The 21,435-nt window shown below is 69.3% G+C and carries 20 protein-coding genes and 1 tRNA gene; 9 read left to right on the forward strand and 12 right to left on the reverse strand.

The window, feature by feature from the left end:
* The first annotated feature begins 80 nt into the window (after nucleotides 1-80).
* The 4 genes from ASE10_RS00870 to ASE10_RS00885 all read left to right on the forward strand — a co-directional run bounded on the left by ASE10_RS00870 (nucleotide 81) and on the right by ASE10_RS00885 (nucleotide 2,419).
* Entirely contained in the window at nucleotides 81-533 is a 453-nt protein-coding gene (locus ASE10_RS00870) for a DUF2214 family protein (RefSeq protein WP_055899657.1), read from the forward strand.
* 60 nt (nucleotides 534-593) lie between these two features.
* A tRNA-Leu gene (locus ASE10_RS00875) sits at nucleotides 594-680 on the forward strand.
* A gap of 287 nt (nucleotides 681-967) precedes the next feature.
* The gene (locus ASE10_RS00880; protein WP_162250165.1) at nucleotides 968-1,540 is read left to right on the forward strand and encodes a TetR/AcrR family transcriptional regulator; all 573 of its coding nucleotides are present in this window, start codon (nucleotides 968-970) and stop codon (nucleotides 1,538-1,540) included.
* Nucleotides 1,541-1,591: 51 nt separating this feature from the next.
* On the forward strand, nucleotides 1,592-2,419 hold the full coding sequence (locus ASE10_RS00885; RefSeq protein ID WP_055899663.1) for an SDR family oxidoreductase: 828 nt from the start codon (nucleotides 1,592-1,594) through the stop codon (nucleotides 2,417-2,419).
* A gap of 197 nt (nucleotides 2,420-2,616) precedes the next feature.
* On the opposite strand, the gene ASE10_RS00890 is transcribed toward ASE10_RS00885, so the two are convergent.
* Nucleotides 2,617-2,961, reverse strand: coding sequence for a 5-carboxymethyl-2-hydroxymuconate Delta-isomerase (locus ASE10_RS00890; RefSeq protein ID WP_055899666.1), 345 nt, complete (start codon nucleotides 2,959-2,961; stop codon nucleotides 2,617-2,619).
* Nucleotides 2,962-3,017: 56 nt separating this feature from the next.
* Complete coding sequence (locus tag ASE10_RS00895) at nucleotides 3,018-3,512, reverse strand: lipocalin-like domain-containing protein (RefSeq protein WP_055899669.1); 495 nt, start codon at nucleotides 3,510-3,512, stop codon at nucleotides 3,018-3,020.
* 118 nt (nucleotides 3,513-3,630) lie between these two features.
* Between ASE10_RS00895 and ASE10_RS00900 the strand changes: the two genes are divergently transcribed.
* The 4 genes from ASE10_RS00900 (at nucleotide 3,631) to ASE10_RS00915 (ending at nucleotide 8,789) form a co-directional block, all read left to right on the forward strand.
* A complete protein-coding gene (locus ASE10_RS00900) occupies nucleotides 3,631-4,461 on the forward strand; it encodes a LysR family transcriptional regulator (RefSeq protein WP_235565756.1) in 831 nt (276 codons plus the stop codon).
* 191 nt (nucleotides 4,462-4,652) lie between these two features.
* Nucleotides 4,653-6,470: a DUF1800 domain-containing protein gene (locus ASE10_RS00905; protein WP_055899675.1), complete on the forward strand. Its 1,818-nt coding sequence runs from the start codon at nucleotides 4,653-4,655 to the stop codon at nucleotides 6,468-6,470.
* Between the two features lie 10 nt (nucleotides 6,471-6,480).
* Nucleotides 6,481-7,950 carry a DUF1501 domain-containing protein gene (locus ASE10_RS00910; protein WP_056305541.1) on the forward strand — a complete coding sequence of 490 codons (1,470 nt, stop codon included), beginning with the start codon at nucleotides 6,481-6,483 and terminating at the stop codon, nucleotides 7,948-7,950.
* Between the two features lie 47 nt (nucleotides 7,951-7,997).
* A complete protein-coding gene (locus tag ASE10_RS00915; protein ID WP_055899681.1) occupies nucleotides 7,998-8,789 on the forward strand; it encodes an NRDE family protein in 792 nt (263 codons plus the stop codon).
* 417 nt (nucleotides 8,790-9,206) lie between these two features.
* Here ASE10_RS00915 and ASE10_RS00920 read toward each other — a convergent pair whose 3' ends face one another.
* The 8 genes from ASE10_RS00920 to ASE10_RS00955 all read right to left on the reverse strand — a co-directional run bounded on the left by ASE10_RS00920 (nucleotide 9,207) and on the right by ASE10_RS00955 (nucleotide 16,424).
* Nucleotides 9,207-9,593 (reverse strand): hypothetical protein, encoded by a 387-nt coding sequence (locus ASE10_RS00920; protein ID WP_327037111.1) that lies wholly within the window; start codon nucleotides 9,591-9,593, stop codon nucleotides 9,207-9,209.
* Nucleotides 9,594-9,646: 53 nt separating this feature from the next.
* On the reverse strand, nucleotides 9,647-9,853 hold the full coding sequence (locus tag ASE10_RS00925) for a PspC domain-containing protein (RefSeq protein WP_055899684.1): 207 nt from the start codon (nucleotides 9,851-9,853) through the stop codon (nucleotides 9,647-9,649).
* Nucleotides 9,854-9,891: 38 nt separating this feature from the next.
* Nucleotides 9,892-10,296 carry a DUF5329 domain-containing protein gene (locus ASE10_RS00930; RefSeq protein ID WP_055899687.1) on the reverse strand — a complete coding sequence of 135 codons (405 nt, stop codon included), beginning with the start codon at nucleotides 10,294-10,296 and terminating at the stop codon, nucleotides 9,892-9,894.
* Nucleotides 10,297-10,303: 7 nt separating this feature from the next.
* On the reverse strand, nucleotides 10,304-11,038 hold the full coding sequence (locus ASE10_RS00935; protein ID WP_056305544.1) for an SGNH/GDSL hydrolase family protein: 735 nt from the start codon (nucleotides 11,036-11,038) through the stop codon (nucleotides 10,304-10,306).
* Between the two features lie 105 nt (nucleotides 11,039-11,143).
* The gene (locus ASE10_RS00940) at nucleotides 11,144-12,214 is read right to left on the reverse strand and encodes a class III poly(R)-hydroxyalkanoic acid synthase subunit PhaC (protein ID WP_056305546.1); all 1,071 of its coding nucleotides are present in this window, start codon (nucleotides 12,212-12,214) and stop codon (nucleotides 11,144-11,146) included.
* 1 nt (nucleotide 12,215) lies between these two features.
* Nucleotides 12,216-13,436, reverse strand: a complete 1,221-nt coding sequence (gene phaE, locus ASE10_RS00945) for a class III poly(R)-hydroxyalkanoic acid synthase subunit PhaE (RefSeq protein WP_055899696.1) — start codon at nucleotides 13,434-13,436, stop codon at nucleotides 12,216-12,218.
* A gap of 213 nt (nucleotides 13,437-13,649) precedes the next feature.
* Nucleotides 13,650-14,264 (reverse strand): CDP-alcohol phosphatidyltransferase family protein, encoded by a 615-nt coding sequence (locus ASE10_RS00950; RefSeq protein WP_055899699.1) that lies wholly within the window; start codon nucleotides 14,262-14,264, stop codon nucleotides 13,650-13,652.
* A gap of 303 nt (nucleotides 14,265-14,567) precedes the next feature.
* A complete protein-coding gene (locus ASE10_RS00955; protein WP_082559504.1) occupies nucleotides 14,568-16,424 on the reverse strand; it encodes a 3-hydroxybutyrate oligomer hydrolase family protein in 1,857 nt (618 codons plus the stop codon).
* 91 nt (nucleotides 16,425-16,515) lie between these two features.
* On the opposite strand from ASE10_RS00955, the gene ASE10_RS00960 reads away from it, so the two are divergent.
* Nucleotides 16,516-17,181, forward strand: coding sequence for a response regulator transcription factor (locus ASE10_RS00960; RefSeq protein WP_055899702.1), 666 nt, complete (start codon nucleotides 16,516-16,518; stop codon nucleotides 17,179-17,181).
* A 237-nt stretch (nucleotides 17,182-17,418) separates the two neighbouring features.
* On the opposite strand, the gene ASE10_RS00965 is transcribed toward ASE10_RS00960, so the two are convergent.
* Both ASE10_RS00965 and ASE10_RS00970 read right to left on the reverse strand, forming a co-directional pair.
* The gene (locus ASE10_RS00965) at nucleotides 17,419-17,721 is read right to left on the reverse strand and encodes a hypothetical protein (protein WP_056305548.1); all 303 of its coding nucleotides are present in this window, start codon (nucleotides 17,719-17,721) and stop codon (nucleotides 17,419-17,421) included.
* Nucleotides 17,722-18,010: 289 nt separating this feature from the next.
* Complete coding sequence (locus ASE10_RS00970; protein WP_055899708.1) at nucleotides 18,011-21,379, reverse strand: PAS-domain containing protein; 3,369 nt, start codon at nucleotides 21,377-21,379, stop codon at nucleotides 18,011-18,013.
* Between the last annotated feature and the right edge of the window lie 56 nt (nucleotides 21,380-21,435).

The following is a 21,435-nucleotide window of genomic DNA, read 5'->3' on the forward strand; positions in this document are numbered from 1 at the left end:
CAAGACGGATCGCCGCGAACACGCGCCGTCCGCCCACCGCATCTACAATCCCCTCTCCCGCCACAACAGCCGAGCGCCCCATGCTGACCGACCTGTTGCTAGCCGCCCTGCACCACCTGCTGGTCTTCGCCCTGATCGCGATGCTGGTCGCCGAATCCACCCTGCTGCGCGGCCCGCTCGACGCCGCCACCCTGCAACGCCTGGCCCGCATCGACGCCGGCTACGGCATGGCCGCCGGCTTCCTGCTGGTCGCCGGCCTGCTGCGCGTGTTCTACGGCGCCAAGGGCAGCGACTTCTACCTGCACAACCCCTGGTTCCACGCCAAGCTCGGCGCCTACGTCCTGATCGGCCTGCTCTCGCTGCTGCCGACCCTGCGCTTCCTGCGCTGGCGCAAAGCGCTCAGCGCCAACCCCGCCTTCCTCCCCGAACCCGCCGACGTCGCCCGCCAGCGCGGCGTGGTCCGCTTCGAACTGATCCTGATCGCCGCGATCCTGGTCCTGGCCGCCGCGATGGCCCGCTACGGCGGCTTTTGAGCGACATCGAGCCGATGGGCAGACCGCGCCCGCCGACCTCGGCTATACTGCGCGCCCGCTGCCGGAGTGGCGGAATCGGTAGACGCAGCGGACTCAAAATCCGCCGCCCTTAAAAGCGTGTGGGTTCGAGTCCCACCTCCGGCACCAAGTAACTTGAAGGGCTTGCGAGCGATCGCAGGCCCTTTTTGCTTGCGCGGCTGCTCCGCAATTTGTTTCGTGCTTAGCCAGATGTTCCGCAATGCCGGCGGATCACCTTTCCTTTGCTTGGACTAACGCTGCTATGTCCGCTTCCGACCCGAAGCAGACGTGTCCGTGTGCGTAGCGGGCCTAAAACTGTAGCCCGCGGCTCTTTGCCTGAACACATAGTCCAACGCTTCTAGCGGGCGCCCTTTGCCAGGTTGAAACCGAAAATATATTCGGTTATGATGCCGCCCATGAAGCAGAAGGACGAAAAGAAGCTGGATGCCGTAATCGCCGCGACCTGCCGTTTGGCGGCAGAGCGCGGGCTGCTGGGCCTGACGCTGACGGAGATCGCCAAGGCCGCCGGCATTGGCACCAGTACGCTCTACGTCTACTTCGCCGATAGGGAAGCACTGTTCAACGAGGTGTACCGCCGCGCCAAACGGGAGGCCCTGGCGTTCTACGGCGCCGACATCGACCCCGGCCTGCCGCTCAAAGGGCGGATGCGCGGAGTGTGGAACCGGATGCTCGATCATCGGCTGAGCCAGCATGACCAGGTCAGCTTCATGGAACAGTTTGTCGGTTCTTCCCTGATGAACGAGGACAGCCGCGTCTATGTCGCGCGGCTCGGCGAAGGATTGCTGCAGATTGTCGAAGAGGGACAGCGACAGGAAGCCCTGAAGGCGGTGCCGACACCTTTCCTGGCCTCGTTGTTCATCGGTTCGGTCCGCGAGACCGCGCGGCTGATCCGTGCGGGGTCGATCGCCGACACCGAGGAGGCTCGATCGATCGCGTTCCAGCTGTGCTGGGACGGGGTCCGGTCCTGAGTATTTTTTTGCCCTAAAACCGAATATTTTTTCACTAATGGAGAGGCGGTCATGCCTGACGAAACCACCCCTGTTGTTCTGATCACCGGCGCTTCCAGCGGCATCGGCCTAGCCACCGCACGCCTGTTTGCCAAGCGCGGCTGGCGTGTGGCCGCCACCATGCGGAACCCGGCCGACGGTGCCGCCCTCGTTCCATATCAGGAGGCGAAGGTGCTGCCCCTCGACGTTACCGACCCGGTTTCGGTGGAAAGGGCCATCGCCGCCACATTGGAAGCGTTCGGCCGTATCGATGCGGTCGTCAACAATGCCGGCTATGGCGTGTTCGGCCCGTTCGAAACCGCGACGGACGAGCAGATCCGCCGCCAGTTCGCGACCAATGTGGACGGTGTCTTCGCCGTAACCCGCGCGGTGCTGCCCGCGATGCGACGCCAGGGCGGCGGGACGATCATCAATGTGGCCTCACTCGGCGGCTTGATCTCGCTTCCTTTGTTCTCCCTCTACAACGCAACCAAGTTCGCGGTGATCGGCTTCACCGAATCGCTGTCGTACGAGCTCGCGCCGTTTGGCATCCGCGCCAAGACCATAGCGCCGGGAGGCGTGGCCACCGATTTCGCCGGTCGTTCGATGACCCTCACCTTCGAGACCGGCGAGCATGCCTATAGCGACACCGTGTCCAAAGTCATGGCCGCCATGGGTCAGCGGCGCGGCAACTATTCCACCCCCGAGTCCATTGCCGAAATCATTCTCACGGCGGCGACGGATGGAACCGGTCAGGTCTTGTATCTCGCCGGTCCGGACGCCGAACAGGCCTACGCGCGAAACCGGAGCGCATCGGAGGCGGAAAGATTGGAAATGGTCAGGCAATACTCCGGCCTGTGACCCTGTCGGACCTTTCCCCGCACACGTCGAAGCAAGAGCGCGACCGTTGGTCGAATGACTGCGGCCATCGCGGACAGGACTACGGGAGCGCTGGGCAAATCCGCTTACGAGCCAAAGCGGGCATCTGTTCCTAAATCTATCTGGCTCTCGAATGAGAGCGAGAGCGCTATGGCACCATTCTGTGACCAGCCGGGCAGTCACATCATGGCGCGATTGAAATAGGTCGCCTGCTCGAACTCGGCGATATTCGCGGCAACGCGGGGAAGCAGCGGAAACATCCGGGCCAGCTCGCCGACGATGGCCTTCGACAAGGCCGCGCGTTGCTCGACACTGCGTCCCTGCATGATCCAGGCGAAGACGTGGATGAAATCTTCGCGTTCGCCGCCGACGGCGTAGGTCGCGAAAGGATGGACACGAATCTTGATGTCCGATTCCTCGAACAGCCCCGATGCGCTCACCACCCTATGCAGCTGGGCGATGATCGATGCTTCGCTGTGGATCTGAAGTATTTCCTGAGAACAGTCGACTACGAAATGCGGCATGACGACTCCATCGGTTGAAGCATGAATCGGGGACTGCGAACGAGATAAGGCGGGGCTCAGTCCAGCCTGCGCCACACGGAAATCGGCACGCTCCCATCCGCCCGCGGCGGCACCTTGTAGCGCAGCTCGGTGCCGTCGAACCGGTACTGGCGTTTCTGGGTGGTGCCTTCCCAGTTGGGAAAGGACGAACCTTCGATCGAGAACACCAGCAGCCCTGCCCCTGGGTCGATCGTCATCGTGCCGTAGTGGGTGCTGCTGCCCATGACCGCGGATCTGAATTCGTCGACGCTGCCATCGGCCTTGCTGTCGCGGGCGAACGGCAGGCGCTCGGACTTGAAGATCTGCAGCGAGTACCTCCCCTTGGCATCGACGACCAGCCTGCCTTTCGGGTGCTCGCCGTAGTCGCGCGCGGTCCGGCCATCAGGCAAGACCTTGTCCGCGGCGACCAGGGTCCAGCTGCCTTGCAAAGGGAACGCGCGGGGCGGCTCTTGCGCGTCGCGCGCGGCCAGGCCCGCCAGCATTGCGACGAGTGCGCCGGTCAGTGGTTTCATCGCGGTGAATCCTCAGGGTTGGGATCGACCGCTCCATCCTAGGCCGCTTGATGGATATGAAAAATACATCTACAAAGATATCTGGCATATAGAAATCGAATCTATCCAGATGAAGGCGATGGACGTGGACGCGGTCAGGGCTTTCCTGCTGGTGGCCGACCTGCAGAGCTTCACCCGGGCGGCCGACGTACTGGGCACCACCCAGTCCGCCGTCAGCATCAAGCTGCGGCGCCTGGAAGAGCAGCTTGGCCGCCGCCTGCTGGAGCGCACGCCGCGGCATGTGCGCCTGTCGGCCGAGGGACTGGCCTTTCTGGGCGTGGCGAGCGAACTGGTGTCGTCCCACGACCGTGCGGCCGCCGCCTTCGAGACCGAGCAGCGCCGGTTGGCGATCGGCATCAACCAGCAACTGGTCGGCAGCGAACTGCCGTTCCTGTTGCGGCAGATGCGCGACCACGATCCGAACCTGCTGGTCGAGATACGCATCGCCGGCACCAACGAGCTCATGCAGGGCCTGGAACAGGGGGAACTCGATGCCGTGCTGGTGCTGCGCCCGGAGGATCGCGGCAAGCGGGGCAAGGCGGTGTTCGCGGAATCCTTTTCGTGGTTCGCGGCGGCGGGCTGGGAGCCGCGCGCAGGCCAGCCCTTGCCGCTGGCGACGCAGGGCGAATCCTGTCGCGTGCGCATCGATGCGGTGCGCGCGCTCGATCGGGCCGGCATCGAATGGCGCGAAATCTTCGTCGGCAAGGGCGCCGCGATCCTGGGGGCCGCCGCGATCGCCGGCCTCGCGGTGGCGGTGCTGGCGCGGCGTGCGGCGCCGCCGGGCACCGTCGACGTCGGCGCGCTGCTGTCGCTGCCGCCGATACGCTCGCAGGACGTGATGCTCTACAGCAACCTCAGCGACCGGCGAACGCGGGAGGCGCTGCGCATCCTCACGCTGGCCTTTCAGTGACGGGCGGGTTCGACTCCTAATTTCCAGCACCCGCCACGACCGAGGCTTGCGAGCGATCGCCGGCCCTGCAGCGCCGCCCGCCGCAGTCACATAACAGGCGAATGACACCATTTATGTGACTAGATTCGCGTTCCCCTGTCACTGCCAGCCCGGATACTGCTGGACAAAGGGGAAGTCCCGGGGAATCGGTCATGAATCGCAAAGCCAGGCGCGAACGGGCGTTGGCGCAGTCGCACCTGTTCCGTCGTTACGGCAAGGGTCGTTGGATCCGGCCGCAGCGGTTCGAGAACTCTGCGCGCGCGCAGGAAATCCAGGAGGCCGCGGCCGCCGCGGCGCAGCCCGCAGCGACAGCATGGAGCGAGGATGCGCCGCAGATGGCCGGCGCGCCGTCGATGTCGCGCGATTCGCAGGCGCAGCTCGTCACCCTCGCCCGCCCCGGTCTGGCGATCCGCGCGCTCAACAACATGAGCTACGGCGTCACGCCGACGGCGCTGGCGGAGTTCAACGGTTTGGGCTCGAACGACACCCAGCGCCTGCAGAACTACATCGACTGGCAGCTGGACTGGACCGCGATCGACGACAGCGCGGTCGAGGCGCGCCTGAGCGCGGCCGGCTACACCACGCTGGGCAAGTCGCTGACCCAGCTGTGGGCGGACCATGTGGTGCCCGATCCGGTCTACGACGTGCGCATGCGCCCGGCCTGGGAGATCCAGCGCGCGGCCTTCGTGCGCGCGACCTATTCCAAGCGCCAGCTGCGCGAGGTGATGGTCAATTTCTGGCACGACCACTTCAACGTCACCGCCAACGACTTCGCCTCCGGCCCGGTGTACGTGCATTACGACCGCGACGTGCTGCGCAAGTCGGCGTTCGGCAATTTCCGCACCATGCTCGAGGACGTGGCTTGCAGCCCGTCGATGCTGTTCTACCTCGACAACGTCTCCAACAGCCGTTCCGGCCCGAACGAGAACTGGGCGCGCGAACTGCTGGAACTGCACACCCTCGGCGCCGGCCGCTACCTGGGCTTCACCGATCCCTTCCTGGTGCCGCCCGATCCCGAAGACGCCGCCTACCCGTCCGGCTATACCGACATCGACGTGTACGAGACCGCGTCGGCGTTCACCGGCTGGAGCCTGAAGAACGCGAACTGGCAGTACCCGACCGAGAACGACGGCACCTTCGTCTATCGCCAGGCTTGGCACGACGCGGGTCCGAAGTTCGTGCTCGGCCGCCTGCTCAATCCCGAGCAGCCGGCGATGAAGGACGGCCGCGACGTGCTCGACCGCCTCGCCAGCCATCCCGGCGTCGCCCGCTTCGTCTGCGCCAAGCTGGTGCGGCGATTCGTCAACGACACGCCGCCGCCGGACCTGGTCGCCTCGGCCGCGGCGGTGTTCCGCCAGCAGTGGCAGAGCCCGAACCAGATCGAGCACGTGCTGCGCCATATCCTCAACTCCAGCGCTTTCAGCAATGCCTGGGGGCAGAAGAACCGGCGCCCGTTCGAGGCCATCGTCGCGGCGATGCGCGCCAGCGGCAGCGACTGGACCCTGCGCCCGGCGCATTCGAAGTCGGACGACTTTCTGTACCGCTTCGGCTTCACCGGCCATGCGCCCTACGACTGGCCGGCACCGAACGGTTATCCCGACACCGGTCTGGCCTGGTCGGGCGCGAGCACCTACGCGACCACGTGGAAGATGCTCAACTGGCTCACCGAGACCAGCGACACCAGCGTGCCGCTGCTGCCGATCCTGCAGCTCAGCCGCAGCGAGGTCGCCAGCTGGACCGCGCCCAACCTGGTCGACTACTGGTGCCGGCGTCTGCTCGGCTACCTGCCCGACGCGGCGCGGCGCCAGTCGCTGATCGCGTTCATGGCCCAGAACGGCGATCCGGCGAGCTACGTGATCACCGACACCGACACCTGGGCCGGCACCGACCTCAAGCGCCACTACAACCAGCAACGCCTGCGCAGCATGGTGTCGCTGGTGTTGATGACGCCCGAATTCCTGAGCCGCTGAGGAAACCGCCATGCCTTCGATCACCCTCAGCCGCCGTCACTTCCTCAAGGCCTGCGCCGCCACCGCCGCGGTCGGCGCGGTCGGCCCGACCCTGCTGTTCTCCGGCGACGCGCAAGCGGCGGCCAACGCGCACGACACCGTGGTGTTCCTGTTCCTGCGCGGCGGCATGGACGGCCTCAACCTGGTGGTGCCGGTGGACGGCAGCGACCGCACGTTCTACGAACAAGCGCGGCCGGCGCTGCAGATCGCCACCAGCGGCACCTACGGCGCGCTGCCGCTGACCCTGGCCGGCGGCGCGGGCACCGGCTTCGGCCTGCATCCGTCGGCGACCGGGCTGCGCGACATCTGGAACACCGGCCAGCTCGCGATCGTGCACGCCTGCGGCCTGCTGACCTCGGTCACGCGCAGCCATTTCGACGCCCAGCTGTCGATCGACCTCGGCACGCCCGGCCAGGGCGGCGGCGTGGGTTGGCTGGCGCGGGCGATGAACACCCAGCCCGGCACCAGCGGTGCCGAGGCGATGCCGGCGCTGGCGGTGAACAACCGCCAGCCGGCCAACCTCAACGGCACCACCCGCGCGCTGACCATGGGGCGGCCGTCGGATTTCGCGCTCGATTCCGGCGCCTGGCAGTGGCAGAAGACCCGCTCGGATTCGCCGGCGGGCCTGCGCGGCGTCAACGAAACCCTGGCCTCGATGTGGAACGGCAACACCGGCCTGGAGATCGGCGGCCTGCGCGCCGACGGTTCGCTGCGGGTGATCGCGCAGCAGACCTATGCGCCGCTGCCGGCGAACTGGCCGACCGGCAATTTCGCCGAACAGCTGTGGACCATCGCGCAGTCGATCCGCTTCAACCTCGGCCTGCGCTACGCCACCCTCGACCTGGGCGGCTGGGACACCCACGACGGCCAGGGCAGCGCCGGCAGCGGTTATCACTACTACCAGAACAAGATCGCCGAACTCTCGGCGGCGCTGGCCGCGTTCCACAACGAACTGGCGGCCAGCGGCCACCTGTCCCGCGTGACCACGGTGGTGCAGTCGGAGTTCGGCCGCCGCGTGCGCGAGAACGCCAACCGCGGCACCGACCACGGCTACGGCAATCCGGTGATGGTGATGGGCGGCGCGGTCAACGGCCGCCGCTTTTACGGCCAGTGGCCGGGGCTGAATCCGGAAACGCTGTCGGCGTACTACGGCGACGTGCCGGTGACCACCGACCACCGCCGGGTGCTATCGGAAATCCTGGTCCGGCGCATGGGCAACAACCAGCTCGGCACGGTGTTCCCCGGCTACAGCGGTTATGCGCCGCTGGGTATCGTCCAAGGCACCGATCTTGCGTTGCAGGGCGCGGGCGCCGGCATGGGCATGGCCTCGCAACCGGCGATGCTGGCGCCGGACACGCAAGCCGAATCTCCGCGTTCGAGCGGACGCCGCGGCTACCTCGCACGTCTGCTCAGCGACCCGCGCATCGTCCGCCATCGTTGAGCGCCCGCGGACGCGGCAATCGGCCGCGTCCGCGGTAGCATCGCAGCATGTGCCTGATCGCTTTGTCCTGGCGTAGCCATCCGCGCTACCCACTCGCCCTGATCGCCAACCGCGACGAATCGCACGCGCGCGCCGCCGCCGCGGCCGGTCCCGACCCCGAATCGCCCGACGTCTACGGCGGCCGCGACCTGGTCCAGGGCGGCGGCTGGCTGATGGTGTCCACGCGCGGGCGCCTGGCCGCAGTCACCAACGTCCGCGCCGGTCTCGCGCCCGATGCCGCGCCGCGTTCGCGCGGCGCGCTGGTGCGCGGCTTCGTGCGCGGCAGCGCATCCGCGCACGAGACCTTGGCGACGGTACGCGAACAGGCGCCCGACTACGGCCGCTTCAACCTGGTGCTGTGGGACGGACAGGCGCTGGCTTTCGCCAGCAACTACCCGACATACACCGAATACCCGATCGTGCCCGGCGTGCACGCCATGTCCAACGGCGCCTTCGATGCGCAGTGGCCCAAGAGCGGCCACGCCACGCGCGCGCTCTCGGCCTGGCTGGACTCGCCCGCCTCCGAGCAGGCCAGGCCCGATGCCGCGGCCTTGCAACCGCTGTTTGCCGCGCTCGCCGACACCACGCCCGCGCCGGATGCGGAACTGCCCGATACCGGCGTCGGCCTGGAACTCGAACGCGTACTGTCGCCGCCGTTCGTGCGCGGCGAACGCTACGGCACCCGCTGCAGCACCATCGTGCTGGTCGGCTCGGAGTCGATCGTGTTCGTCGAAAGGCGCTACGGCCCGGATGCCGCGCCCGGCGGCGAGACGGCGGCGGTGTTGCCGCTGCAACGCTAAGCGTCGGCATCGGCATCGCTTTCTGTGGGAGCGGCGTAAGCCGCGAAGAACTCGCCGATGGCGACGATCCGCGAGCGCTGGGATCCGGCTCCCGTTCCCGCACCAACGCTGCAGCCCCAAGCACCTTCGCCGCTTTCTGTGGGAGCGGCGTAAGCCGCGATGAGCTTGCCGATGGCCGCGCGGGCGCGTGGGATCGCGCGATCGCGGCTTACGCCGCTCCCACAGGGGGCCAGAAAGGTTTTGCGGATAGATGCCGCAAAAATGAGAAGGCCCAGTCTTCGAGTGTTACCTCGGTGGCCGGGCCTTCCGTGTCGGAGCGGTTGCATCGGGCTTGCGCCCGTTGGTTTTTCTCCGACGCTGGAAGGATATCCGCGGCGGCGTTAGGTCCCGGTCAAATTTCTGTAATGACGGCTCCCGTCACTTCGTCCAGGGCCACCAGCCGCGGCCGGTCTGGGCATAACGGTCGGCGGCGCGCTCAAAACGGTTGCGCACGCTGACTCCGCCGCAGAGCAGGTACAGCGGCAGGAACAGCGGCCCCAGCACCATGTACTGGTAGACGTGCGCGCGTTCGTGGTCGGCGAGCTGGATGTCCGGCTCGTCGCCGTGACCGGCGCGATGGGCATAGGTCACGCAGGGCGAATCCAGGCTGTCGCCGGTGTGCAGGATCACATTGCCCAGGGTGATCGCGCCGCCCGGCCCCCAGGGCCAGCGGTGGAACACCAGCGCGAACTCGCGCCGGCGCAGGTGGGCATGAGCGCCGAAGGCCATTCCGACCACGCCCGCGAGCAGGCCCAGCACGCTCACCGGCGACGCCCAGACGACGCCGAGCGCGCGACCGACGACGCGCAGCTGCGGATTCAGGAAGAGCCCTCTTCGGGCATCAGCAGCCACAGGATCAGGTACACGAGGATGCCGGGAAACGCGGCCGAGGCGATCGACACGATCACGTAGATCGCGCGCAGCAGGGTCGCGTTCCAGCCGAAACGCTGAGCGATGCCGCCGACCACGCCGGCGATCATGCGGTCGTGGCGCGAACGGACGAAGGGTCGCGATGCTTGGCTCATATACACGCTCCTGGCGGCGACGCCGGCAGTCTAACGCCTCAGCGCGGCGGCGGCGCGGCGGCCGGCTTGGCTGCGGGCTTGCCGCGAATTTCGTTCAGGCGCGCGCGCAGCCAGTTCGCCGACGGCATCGCCGCGGCGGTACCGCAACGGATCTGATAGGCGCGTCCGCTCATGCTGCTTTCGCTGCCGGCGCGCTCGATGAACTGCTCGGCGCTGGCGACCATGTCGCGCTTGCGCAGGTAAGCGTACTTCTTGCGCAGGTGGGCCTGGGCCTGGCCCGCGTCGTACCAGCTGCCGTTGCGCTGGAACTGGCAGCCCGAGCGCGCCAGGGCGGCGATCAGCTGTTCGATCTCGCGCTCGGCCTGCGGCGGCGGCGCGGCCTGGGCCTGGGCCGCGACCAGGGCCAACAGCGCGAACAGGACGGCGGACAGACGCGTATTCATGCCGGCATTACAACCCACGCAGCCAGGGACCGAGCACGCCCGCCCAGATCGCATAGCCCTTTTCGTTCATGTGCAGGCGGTCGGCGACGAACAACTCCTCGCGCGGCTGGCCCCGGGCGTCGAGCATCGGCGTGTAGACATCCAGATAGGCGACCTGGTGGCTGGCGGCGTATTCGCGGATCAGCAGGTTGGCGCTGCGCACCTGCGGCAGCAGCTGCGCGCGCACCGGGCTGGGCTTGATCGAGACGAAGGCGACCGGCAGCTTCGGCTGCGCCGCACGCACGCGCTCGACGAAGGCCGCGAAATTCTGGGCGACTTCGCGCGGCGTGCGCCCTTCCTGGAGGTCGTTGTCGCCGGCGTAGAACACCACCGCGCGCGGCTGGTACGGGGTGACGATGCGGTCGGCGTAGTGGACCGAGTCGTACACGCGCGAGCCGCCGTAGCCGCGGTTGATCGCGACGATGCCGGGCAGATCCTCGTGCAGCGTGGTCCACAGCCGGAACGAGGAACTGCCGACGAACACCACCGCGCCGGGCATGCGGCGCACGCGGCTGTCTTCGGCCTCGAAGGCGGCGATGTCGGGCTCGAACCGGGCCCAGTCGTTGGGGGCTTTCGGCTGCGCGGGCGCGGGCGCCGGCGCAGTCGCCGGTACGGGCGAGGCCGCGGCGGTATCGACCGCCGGAGCGGTGCCGCGGCAGGCGGCGAGCAGGATCAGCAGCAGCGGTACGAGCAGACGGCGCATACGCGGGGCGGTCTCGGGCGTGGGGGCCCTAGCCTAGCGCGACGGTGCGCGAACTGTCGTGCCGCAGGCGTCGGGGCCCTGAAGCCGGGCCCTGCCCTCCGGCCTTCAGCGCGAGCGCTGCTCCAGCCACTCGTGGATCGCGCTGGGCACTTCGCGCTGGGCGCGGCTGGACACGTAGATGCCGATGTGGCCGCCCTTGAACGAGAGTTCGGTGTAGTCGGTGGTGCCGACCAGCCCGCGCAGCGCGCGCGAAGCGTCGGGCGGGACCAGGTGGTCCTGCTCGGCGTAGATATTCAGCACCGGCATGTCCAGATAGCGCAGGTCGACCGCGCGCCCGCCGATGTCGATGCCGCCCTTGACGAAGCCGTTGCCCTGGTAGAACTGCTTGATGAATTGGCGGAAGGCTTCGCCGGCCTGGTCGGGCGAGTCGAAGATCCACTTTTCCATGCGCAGGAAATCCTCCAGCGCGCGCTTGTCGTCGAGGATGTCGACCAGGCCGACGTACTTCTGCACGAACAGGCGCCAGGGCTTGAGCGTGAGGTAGCACCAGTTCATCAGGTCGGCCTGCACGTTGCCGAGCGTGTCGACGAACTGATCGACGTCGAGGTTGCGGGTCCAGTTCGACAGCATGTTGTCGCCGGTGTGGAAATCCACCGGCGTGACCATGGCGATGAAGTTGCGGATCTTGCCCGGGTTCAGGGCGCTGTAGCACAGCGAGAACGCGCCGCCCTGGCAGATGCCGAGCAGGTTGACCGCATCCATGCGGTGGGCGCCGCGCAGGTAGTCCACCGCGCCGCCGAGGAAACGCTGGATGTAGTCCTCGAGTTCGAGGTAGCGGTCGGAGCGGTCGGGGTAGCCCCAGTCGAGGATGTAGACGTCCTCGCCGCGCTCGAGCAGGCCGCGCACGATCGACTTGTCCGACTGCAGATCGACCATGTACGGCCGGTTGACCAGGGCGTAGGCGATCAGCAGCGGCACCTTGGCCGTGGGCGCGGTTTCGCCGCGGTAGCGGTACAACACGACCTTGCCGTCGCGCCAGACTTCTTCCTTGCGGGTCGCGCCGTAGTCGACGTCGTCGACCTCGCGCAAGGTGTCCAGGCCGGCGCGCAGCTTGGCCTGGGTGCGCATCGCTTCCTGGGCCAGCGATTCGGGAGTGAACTGGATCGGACCGGTCATGTCAGCGCGCTCCCTGGGTCTTGCCGGCCTTGCCCGGCTTGCTCACCTTGGTCGGCTTACTGGCCTGCTTGGCGGCGGCCTTGCTCGCGACCGGCCGCGCCGGCGGTTGCGGACGGGCGATCGCCGATTTCTTCGCGGCGGCTTTCTTCGCGGCCGGTTTGCTGGCGCTGGCCTGCTTCGCGGTCGCCGCTGGTTTCGGTGCAGGCGCGGGTGCGGGCTTGGCGCGCGCAGCGTCGTTGGCGGCCGGCTCGCTCGTGCGCGGGTTCGCGCGCGCGGGCGCCGGCGCCTGGATGGCGTCGCGCAGGCGCCGCACTTCGCGTTCCAGCTGCACGATCTTGCGGTGCGCGGCGTCGATCTCGGTGCGGGTGGGAATGCCGAACTGGCCGGTCGCGTGCTCGATTTCGGTCTGGATCGCGCCGCGCAGCTTCATCTGCGAATTGACCAGCGCGGCATAGGCGTCGCGGAAACGCGGCGACAGCGCGATCTCGGCGTAGGCGTCTTCGGCGGCGTCGATCCACAGATCGAACAGCGCGCGCGCCGACTGCAGCTGGCGGCCCGGTTCGCTGCGCTCGGCGAGCTTGTCCTCGAAGCGCGCGAACGCGTTCTGCCCGGCTTCGGCCATCAGGGCGTTGTAGGCCTGGCTTTGCTGCTGGTAGTTCGACTGCGCCAAGGCCAGCGCCTGCAGGCGTTCCTGGTGCTCGCGGGCGAAGCCGAACGCGGGCATGCCCAGCCAGGACTGGCCGTCGCGCTGCCATTGCTGCAGATACGGCGCGGCCTGTTCCAGCCACTGCGAAAGATCGTTCTGGCCCGGGCCGCGCATGCTGCCGAACACGTCGGCGAAGGGATTGGCGCCGGCGCCGCCCAGCGCTTGCTTCCAGGCCTGGGCGATGTCGCCGGCGGAGGCGTCGCGGCCGGCGAACTGCGCCGCCAGCTGCTGCATCTGCCCGAACCAGCCGCGCGCCTGCGCGTTGAAACGCTCCAGCGCCTCGTTGGCCTCGCTGCGGCCGCCCTGGGCCAACTGCGACCACCACTGCACGGCCTCGTTCCAGCCTGGCGCCGCGGTCTGGGTCGGCGCGGGCGCGCCGCGCATCATTTCGCCCCAGGCGTTCCAGTACTGGCGCGCGACCGCATCGAAGTCGCCTTGTCCAAGGCCGCCCTGTCCAAAGCTGCCCGCATCGAAGCCGCCGCCTGGCTTGAAACCGCCGAATCCGTGATTGGCCATCGCACCCTCCAAGTTTGGGTCGATCATAACAACGCGATGTTGCGTCGCGTCAGCCTGTGCCGGGCGGCACGCGATCGGGCGAATCAGCCGCCTCGCATCGCCCTAAGGTCGATGCGGGCAACGGTCGTGGCGGCATAGAAGGCCGCAGGCCCCATCGCGACTCAGGTCGCTCGCGCCGCGCCGTGGCTCGCGCGCACGCGCCGCGGGACCCGTTCAGGGCTTGGGGATGCGCAAGGTCTTGCTGATCATCAGCGAGCCCGAGAGCGCGAACATCAGCACCAGCGGGTGGAACTGCCAGGGGCCGAGCCGGACCACGCCCAGCCACAGATCCTGGCCGATCGCGCCCTGCCAGGCCGCGACCGCCAGCACCACCACCAGCAGCAGGCTGGTCGGGATCGGCGTGCCCTCGAAGTATTTGACCTTGTCGTCCTCGCCCGCCAGCGCCTCGGCGGTGACGTTGTAGCGCGCCAGGCGGCTCACGCCGCAGCCGACGAAGTAGCTCAGCACCGCCCAGTCCCAGCCGCCCTGCAGGCCGCAGGCGTAGGCCAGCGCGGCCGGAGCTACACCGAAGGAGATCACGTCGGCCAGCGAATCCAGCTCGCGCCCGAGCGTGGACGAAGACTTGCGCCAGCGCGCGACGCGGCCGTCCAGCGCATCGAAGATGAAGGCCAGCGGGATCAGGGCCATGCCGATCATCAGATCGCGCACCCCGCCCTCCTGCAGGAAACGCATCGCCGCGAAGATCGCGCCGGTGCCGCAGAAGGCGTTGGCGAGGGTGAACCAGTCCGCAAGGTGGAAATCGCGGAGCATCGAAAAATGGCGCTTCATGCGGCGCTCCCTGGGCCGGCCATCGCGGACGAGGACCGGTGGTGGAAACCGACAGCCTGCCAAAGGCGGTGCGAGGCAGGCAAGGGCTTGACGAATGGGCGGAGGGGCGCGGTTGCCCGCGGCGATGCGCTGAGCGGACAGGAATCTGACGCGGAAGCCCTGTGTCAGGGCGTGCCGCGACGGCCCGTCATGGCGGCGTCTGCTGAGAGCGAGGCGAGTCGCGATGACGCGGGCTGGCGATCGCGACTGAGCTCGTTCCTGTCGTCACAGGACGGCCTCGACCCGGTCGAGGCCGCGAGCGCCTCAGCGCGGCATCGCCAGATTCGCCGCCGATATCGGCTTGCCGACGCCGCGCGGCACGGTCGCGATGGTCGCGTCGGCCGGCAGCGGCGCGCCGCTGTCCAGGTGCGCCGAGACCCGATCCAGCGCCTCGTACACGTAGGGCAGCAGCGGCAGATAACGCGCGCCGTAGTCCGGCAGGCCGAGGAAGGCGTCGAAGTGCTGGGCGTTGCGCACCTGCCAGTAGCGCACGTCGCGTCCGGCCGCCTGGGCCTGGCGCACGTAGGGCGCGCTGGTGAACGCGGGCGGAATCAGGCCGTCGTCGCTGCCGTGGATCACCAGCACCGGCAGCCCCGCACGCGGCAGGCCGGCGCGGGTTTCGGCCACGCCCTTGCGCACGCGATCGGCGTCGGCGCCCTGCCCTTGCCACAGTGCGCGCAGGCATTGCAGGCCGGCGAAACCGGGATCGGGCAGCTGCATCTTGCTATCGACGATGCCCACGCCCGCGCCCGGCGGAATGCCGCTGCCATCGGCCCACCACGCCGCGCGCTCGGCGGCGGTGGCCGCACGCGGGCTGAAATCCGGATTCAAGGCCGAGAACGAATAGCCGCAGGGGTGCTCGCCGACGCGATAGCGACCATAGGCCGAGGCGTAGGTGACCGCCACCGCGCGCCACAGGTCGAAACCGACCGACAGCGCGCCGGAGCGCAGCGCCTGCTCGGTCCAGCCTTGGGCCCTGAGTTGCTCGTGCGCCGAACGCGCCTGCGCCGCGGTGTCGTCGCCTTCGACCAGGCCGGCGGCCTTGAGCGAGGCGCAGCGCTGCGTCCACAGCGGCGCGACCTGGGCCGCCAGCGGCGGCTGCGGCAGCGGGCCCAGGGCGGGATCGAGCAGCGCGCAGGGCATCAGCAGCGCGGCCTGCGTGGTGTAGTCGTAAAGGGCGCGGCCGCCTTCGGCGAGCACGCTGGGTTCGCCGGCGACCACCGCGTCCAACCAGTCACCTTCGAGTTCGGCCGCGCGCAGCACCGCGCCGCCGCCGTTGGAAATACCGACCGCGATCACCCGCGTGTTGGCGAAGGTGAACGGAGCCGATTGCGGCAGCGCCTGGTCCAACGCATGCAAGGCGAACTGCGCGGCCTGCTTCACGTGCCGGCCCCAGTCGGCCTCGGGGTTGTCGGTCGAATGCGCGTGCTTGAAGGCGACGCCGGTGACGCCGACGGCCGCGTCCGGCGGGAACGCCAGCGTCGCGTCGCGCGCGCCGACCGTGCCGTCGGCGCGCACGCCCTCGCCCGCGTCCAGATCGAAGTAATCGGTGCCGGTGCCCTTGTCGGTGTAGGCGATCGCGCAGCCCTTGGGCAGGCCCCAGGCCGCGGCGACCGAAATCGCGCCGTAGATCCCGCGCGAGCCCGAGGAAGCGGCGACCACCACGCAACGCTTGCCGGCGTCGAAGCCGTCCGGCACCTGCACCAGCACGCGGTGCGGCTTGCTGGCGCCGGGCACGGTGGCCAGAGCACTGAACTCGCGGCCCGGCACCGCGACGGTGCTGCCGTAGAGCTCGCCGTAACCGCCGCCCGGAGCGAGGTCAGCGATACCGCGCCAATTGGCCCAGATCGCGCGCCGGCGCAGCTCCGCCACGCTGGGCGCGTCGGCCTGCGCGAACGCCGGCGGCGCCAGCGCGCGCAGCCCGGCCAAGCCGAGGCCGGCGGTGAGCAGATCGTCGTCGCCGCGGTGCTCGCTGACGCGTTGCGCGGTGAACATCGGCGCGGACTCCTTGGCGAGGCGCGCGCCGCCGCTGGCGCAGGCGGCGAGCACGAAGGGAACGAGCAGCGCGGCGCAGGCCGCGGCGGCACGCAGGACGGGCGGCTTGATATTGGGCGGATTCATACGCCGAGCGTAGCAAGCCGCCGCTGCGCCCTCATCGTACTTTCGTACAGGCCCGCCGTGCGCGGCGGCCCGGTGCGCTAGGCTAGCGAAGATGCCGACCCTGCTGATCGCCGACGACCACCCGCTGTTCCGCGCCGCATTGCGCCAGGCCGCCGCGGACGCGGTCGCCGACACCCAGGTGCGCGAGACCGACACCCTCGACGGCGTACTCGCCGCGCTCGACGCCGAACCGGGGATCGACCTGGTCCTGCTCGACCTGCACATGCCCGGCAACCATGGCCTGGCCGGACTGGCGGCGATCCGCGCCCAGTACCCGGGCGTGGCGGTGGTCGTGGTCTCGGCCAACGACGACCCGCGCGTGGTCCGGCGCGCGCTCGACCACGGCGCCGCCGGCTATCTGCCCAAGAGTTCGGGCCTGGACGAGCTGCGCGACGCGATCCGTGCCGTGCTGGCTTGCGAGCAATGGTTGCCGGCCTCGCTGCGCGCCGCGGTCGCGCGCACCGACAGCGCCACGGCCGACGCCGACCTCGCCGCGCGCCTGGCCAGCCTGTCGCCGCAGCAGTTCCGGGTGCTGGCCCTGGTCGCCGACGGTCTGCTCAACAAGCAGATCGCCGACCGCCTGGACGTGCAGGAACGCACGGTCAAGGCTCACCTGTCGGCGATCTTCGACCGTCTCGGCGTGCGCAACCGCACCCAGGCCGGCGTGGTCCTGCGCGAACTCGAACTCAGCGATCCGGCGCGCCGGATCGCCGACTGAGCGATGCCGCCGCTTCCTGTGGGAGCGGCGTAAGCCGCGATAAGGACACTCCTCCGGCGACGAGATTCGGCTCCTCATGCAAAGCAGAGCATGGGCGAGCGAGCTTGCGTCGTTACCGAATGCCGCGATCGCGGCTTACGCCGCTCCCACAGGAAGCAGGGATAACCCGCAAGGGGAGCGGCGCCGATCGACGCCGCTCCCGGCGCGGGCCCAATCCGGAACCGATCCGGACCCGAATCAGCTCGCGCTCAACCGCAGCCGTTGCGGCGCGCGGTAGTCGCACTGCGCCCGATGCGCCGCCGCCTCGCAAGTTTGCTTGCGCGGCTGCAGGGTCAGGGCCTTGGCCCCACCCCCGGACCCGCAATCGGCGAAGCACGCCGCGCGTTCGGCCTCGCACGCGGCCGGCGTCTCGCCGCTGGCCAGGCAGATGTTGTACAGACGCACGCAGATGCTTTGACACGAAGCCTGCGCGGGCAGCGCCGCGAACAGGCCGATACCGGCCGCCAACATATACGACAGCACCATCGACTTGGTCTTCATCGTTCCTCTCCTTTGAAACGCGAACCCCCTGCCGGGCGGACCCTATCTCAGGCCCGGGCCGCAGGTCGCCGGAAAGCCGCGGCGATGCGCGATTCCTGGACGCAGCGCAAGAAAATCGCCGCATTCATCGATGGGACGTTGCGCATCGCATCATTGCGAGGACCTGAGTTCGATGACGGCGCGACGGTGCGGATGCGGGTCGTTGCGCATCGCGCCATCGCCAGAGCCTGCGCTCAATGCCGACACGACGATTCGGATACGGCGCCGCCGGAACCGCAGCCGGCCCCTGCTACGAACACTCCAACTCGCGCGCCGCCAGCATCCGGTCCAGCACCGACTTCAGCGCCAGCGGTTTGAGCGGCTTGGTCAGCAGCGACAGCCCGGCCTCGTGCACGGCGCGACGCACGCTCTCGCCGCTGTCGGCGCTGAGGATCAGGCTCGGCCGCGGCCCGAACTCAGCCGCCAGGCGTTCGGCCAGGGCGACGCCGGTATCGCCGCGGTCGAGATGGTAGTCGAACAGCCACAGCGAGGCCGGCGCATCGTGCATCAGCTGCCGGGCATGCTCGCCGTCGGCCGCGGTCGCGACTTCGAAACCCCAGCGCCGCAGCAGTTCGGCCAGCGCCGCCAGCGCCTGCGCATCGTTGTCGACCGCGAGCACGCGCAGGCCGGTGCGGCCGCGCGCGCGATGCGCGCCGGCGTAGGCGCCGGTATGCGCGCCGCGCGCGGGCACCCGCGGCACCCGCACCGCGAATGCGGTACCGCGGCCGAGATGGCTGCGCAGGCTCAGCGGCGCATCCAGCAGCTGGGCGATGCGGTCGGCGATCGACAGACCAAGGCCCAGGCCCTGCCCAGGCGCGTCTTCGCCACGGCGGAACTCCTCGAAAATCGCGACCTGATGTTCCAGGGCGATGCCCGGGCCGGTGTCGTGCACTTCGATGCGCAGGTGGCCGCCGTCGCGACGCACCCCCAGCAGCACGCTGCCGCGCAGGGCGTAGCGCACCGCGTTGGCGAGGAAGTTCTGCAGCACCCGGCGCAGCAGCTGCGGGTCGCTGTGGATCCAGGCGTCGGTGGCGATGAAGCGGAAGCGCAGCCCGCGCGCGGCCGCGATCGCGCCGAATTCCGAAGCCAGCGGCTCCAGCACCTCGGCCAGCGGAAACTCGCGCGGCTGCGGCACCAGGCCGCCGGCCTGCAGGCGCGACATGTCGAGCAAGCCGGTCAGCAGGTCGCCGGTGGAATCCAGCGCGCCGCTGATCTGGGCCACGGTTTCGCGCTGCTGCGCGCCCTGCACCTGCTGCGACAGCGCGTCGGCGAACAACTGCGCGGCGTGCAGCGGCTGCATCAGGTCGTGGCCGATCGCGGCCAGGAAGCGGCTCTTGGCGTCGTTGGCGCGTTCGGCTTCGCCCTTGGCGATCTCCAGATCGGTCGTGCGCTCGATCACGCGCTGTTCCAGGGTTTCGTTGGCCTGGATCAGCCCGGCCTCGGCGCGGCGGAACGCGGTGACGTCGGTGAAAGTGGCGACGAAGCCGCCGCCGGGCATGGGGTTGCCGCGGATCTCGACGATGCTGCCGTCGGGCAGCACGCGTTCGGACAGGTGCGGGGTGCCGGCGCGCATGAACGCCAGGCGCCGTTCCAGCGCGCGTTCGAGCTGGCCCTGCAAGGGCCGGCCCGAGGGCGGCATGCGCTGCAAGGCCCAGCGCGAGAGTTCGGCGATCGGACGCCCGACCTGCAGCAGTTCGGGCGGGAAATCGAACAGCTCGGCGTAGCGCCGGTTCCAGGCCACCAGGCGCAACTGCGCGTCGACCACGCTGATGCCCTGGCTCATGTTCTGCAGCGCCGCTTCCAGCACGCGCTGGTTGAAGCGCAGGTCGGCAGAAGCCTCGCCGACGATCGCCGCGACCGTGTCCAGATCGCGTCCGGCGTCGCGGCGCGCGGCGTCCAGCAGCACGCGCGCCGAGGCCGAACCCAGCACCGCCGCGAGTTCGCGTTCGACCCGGGCCTCGATCTGCGCCGCCACCGCTTCGCCGCTGGGCACGCCCTGCAGCAGTTGCGCGACGCGCTCGCGCGGCAGGAAACGCAGGCCGGTGTCGCGCAGGGTCTGCACGTCCAGGCCGCGTTGCGCGCGCCGCGGCGCCTCGCGCCGCCACACCGCCGCGATCACCGTGGCCAGCGTGCCCACGAACAGGCTGGCGCCGACCGCACGCCCGAGCCGGCTCCAGCCGGTGAGCCCGAACAGCCCTTCCGGCGACAGCGAGCCCAGGCCGTACGGCCCGTTCTCCAGCCAGGCCGGGGCCACGCCGCGCGCCGACAGCATCATCGGCAGCAGCAGCACCCAGGCCCAGGCGGCGAAACCGGCAAGCACGCCGATCACCGCCGCGCGCGGCGGCGTCTGCGGCCGCCACACCGCGAAGCCCAGCGCCGGCGCCAGCGTCGCCAGCGCCGAGAACGACACCGCGCCGACGTCCGCCAGCGCTTCGCTGCCGGCGATCAGGCGGCTGTAAGCCCAGGCCAGCAGCATGATCACGACGATGCCGCTGCGGCGCAGCGCCAGTACGTGGCCGCGCAGATCGCTGCCGTCGTTGCGCGACCACAGCCCGCGCAGCAGACCCGGCGCGAACCAGTGGTTGCCGATCATCAGGCTCAAGGTCAGCGTGCTGACCACGACCATGCCGGTGGCCGCGCTGAGCCCGCCGAGGAACGCGAACAGGGCCAGCCCTTCGTGCCCCTGCGACAAGGGCAGCGCCAGCACGTACAGATCCGAAGGCACCCCGCTGCCGCCCAGCAAGGCCTGCCCGGCCTTGGCCAAGGGCAGCACCGGCAGCGCGATCAGCACCAGGTACAGCGGAAACTGCCAGCGCGCCGTGCGCACGTCGCCCTCGTCGCGGCACTCGACCACGCCGACATGGAACTGGTGCGGCAGGATGAACATCGCCAGCGCGCCCAGCAGCACCAGCGGCGCGAAACCGCCGGCCGGGTCGGCGGGCGGCGGCGGCGCGGCCGCCGTTGCCGGCACGTCCAGGCCGAACCATACGAACAGGCCCAGCGACAGCATCGCGGCGAGCTTGAACACCGACTCGAACGCCATCGCCAGGACCAGGCCGCGGTTGTGCTCGGCGGCGCTGGCGCGGCGGGTGCCGAACAGCATCGCGAACAGCGCCATCGCCAGCGCCACGTACAGCGCGCTGTCCTGCCAGGCCGGCGACGCGACCGCATCGGGCGAGCGCGTGGTCAGCATCGCGAAGCTCATCGCCACGGCCTTGAGCTGCAGCGCGATGTAGGGGATCAGGCCGAGCGCGGCGATCAGGGTCACGGTCGCGGCCAGCCAGGCATCCTTGCCCAATCGCGTCGCGATCAGGTCCGCCAGCGAGGTCGCGTTGGTCTCGCGCGCCAGCCGCACCAGCTTCATCATGAAACCGACCGCGAGCGCGTACAGCAGGATCGAGCCGAGGAAGGTCGGCGGCAGCGGCCAGCCGTAGCGCGCGGCCTGGGTCACGGTGCCGTAGAAGGTCCAGGAAGTGCAGTGCACCGCCAGCGACAGGGAATAGATATGCCGCCAGTGTCGCGCCAGTACGGCCGGCCGGCGCTCGGCGTAGAGCGCGGTGCCGAACATCAGCGCCAGCCAGGCCATGCTGGCCAGGGCGACGGCGGTGAGGCTCAGCATGGGTAGCGTTGCGGCGGCATCAGCTGAGAATAACGTAGCCGGCGATCAGGGCCAGG

Source organism: Lysobacter sp. Root76, from assembly GCF_001428685.1.
Taxonomy (GTDB): Bacteria; Pseudomonadota; Gammaproteobacteria; order Xanthomonadales; family Xanthomonadaceae; genus Lysobacter.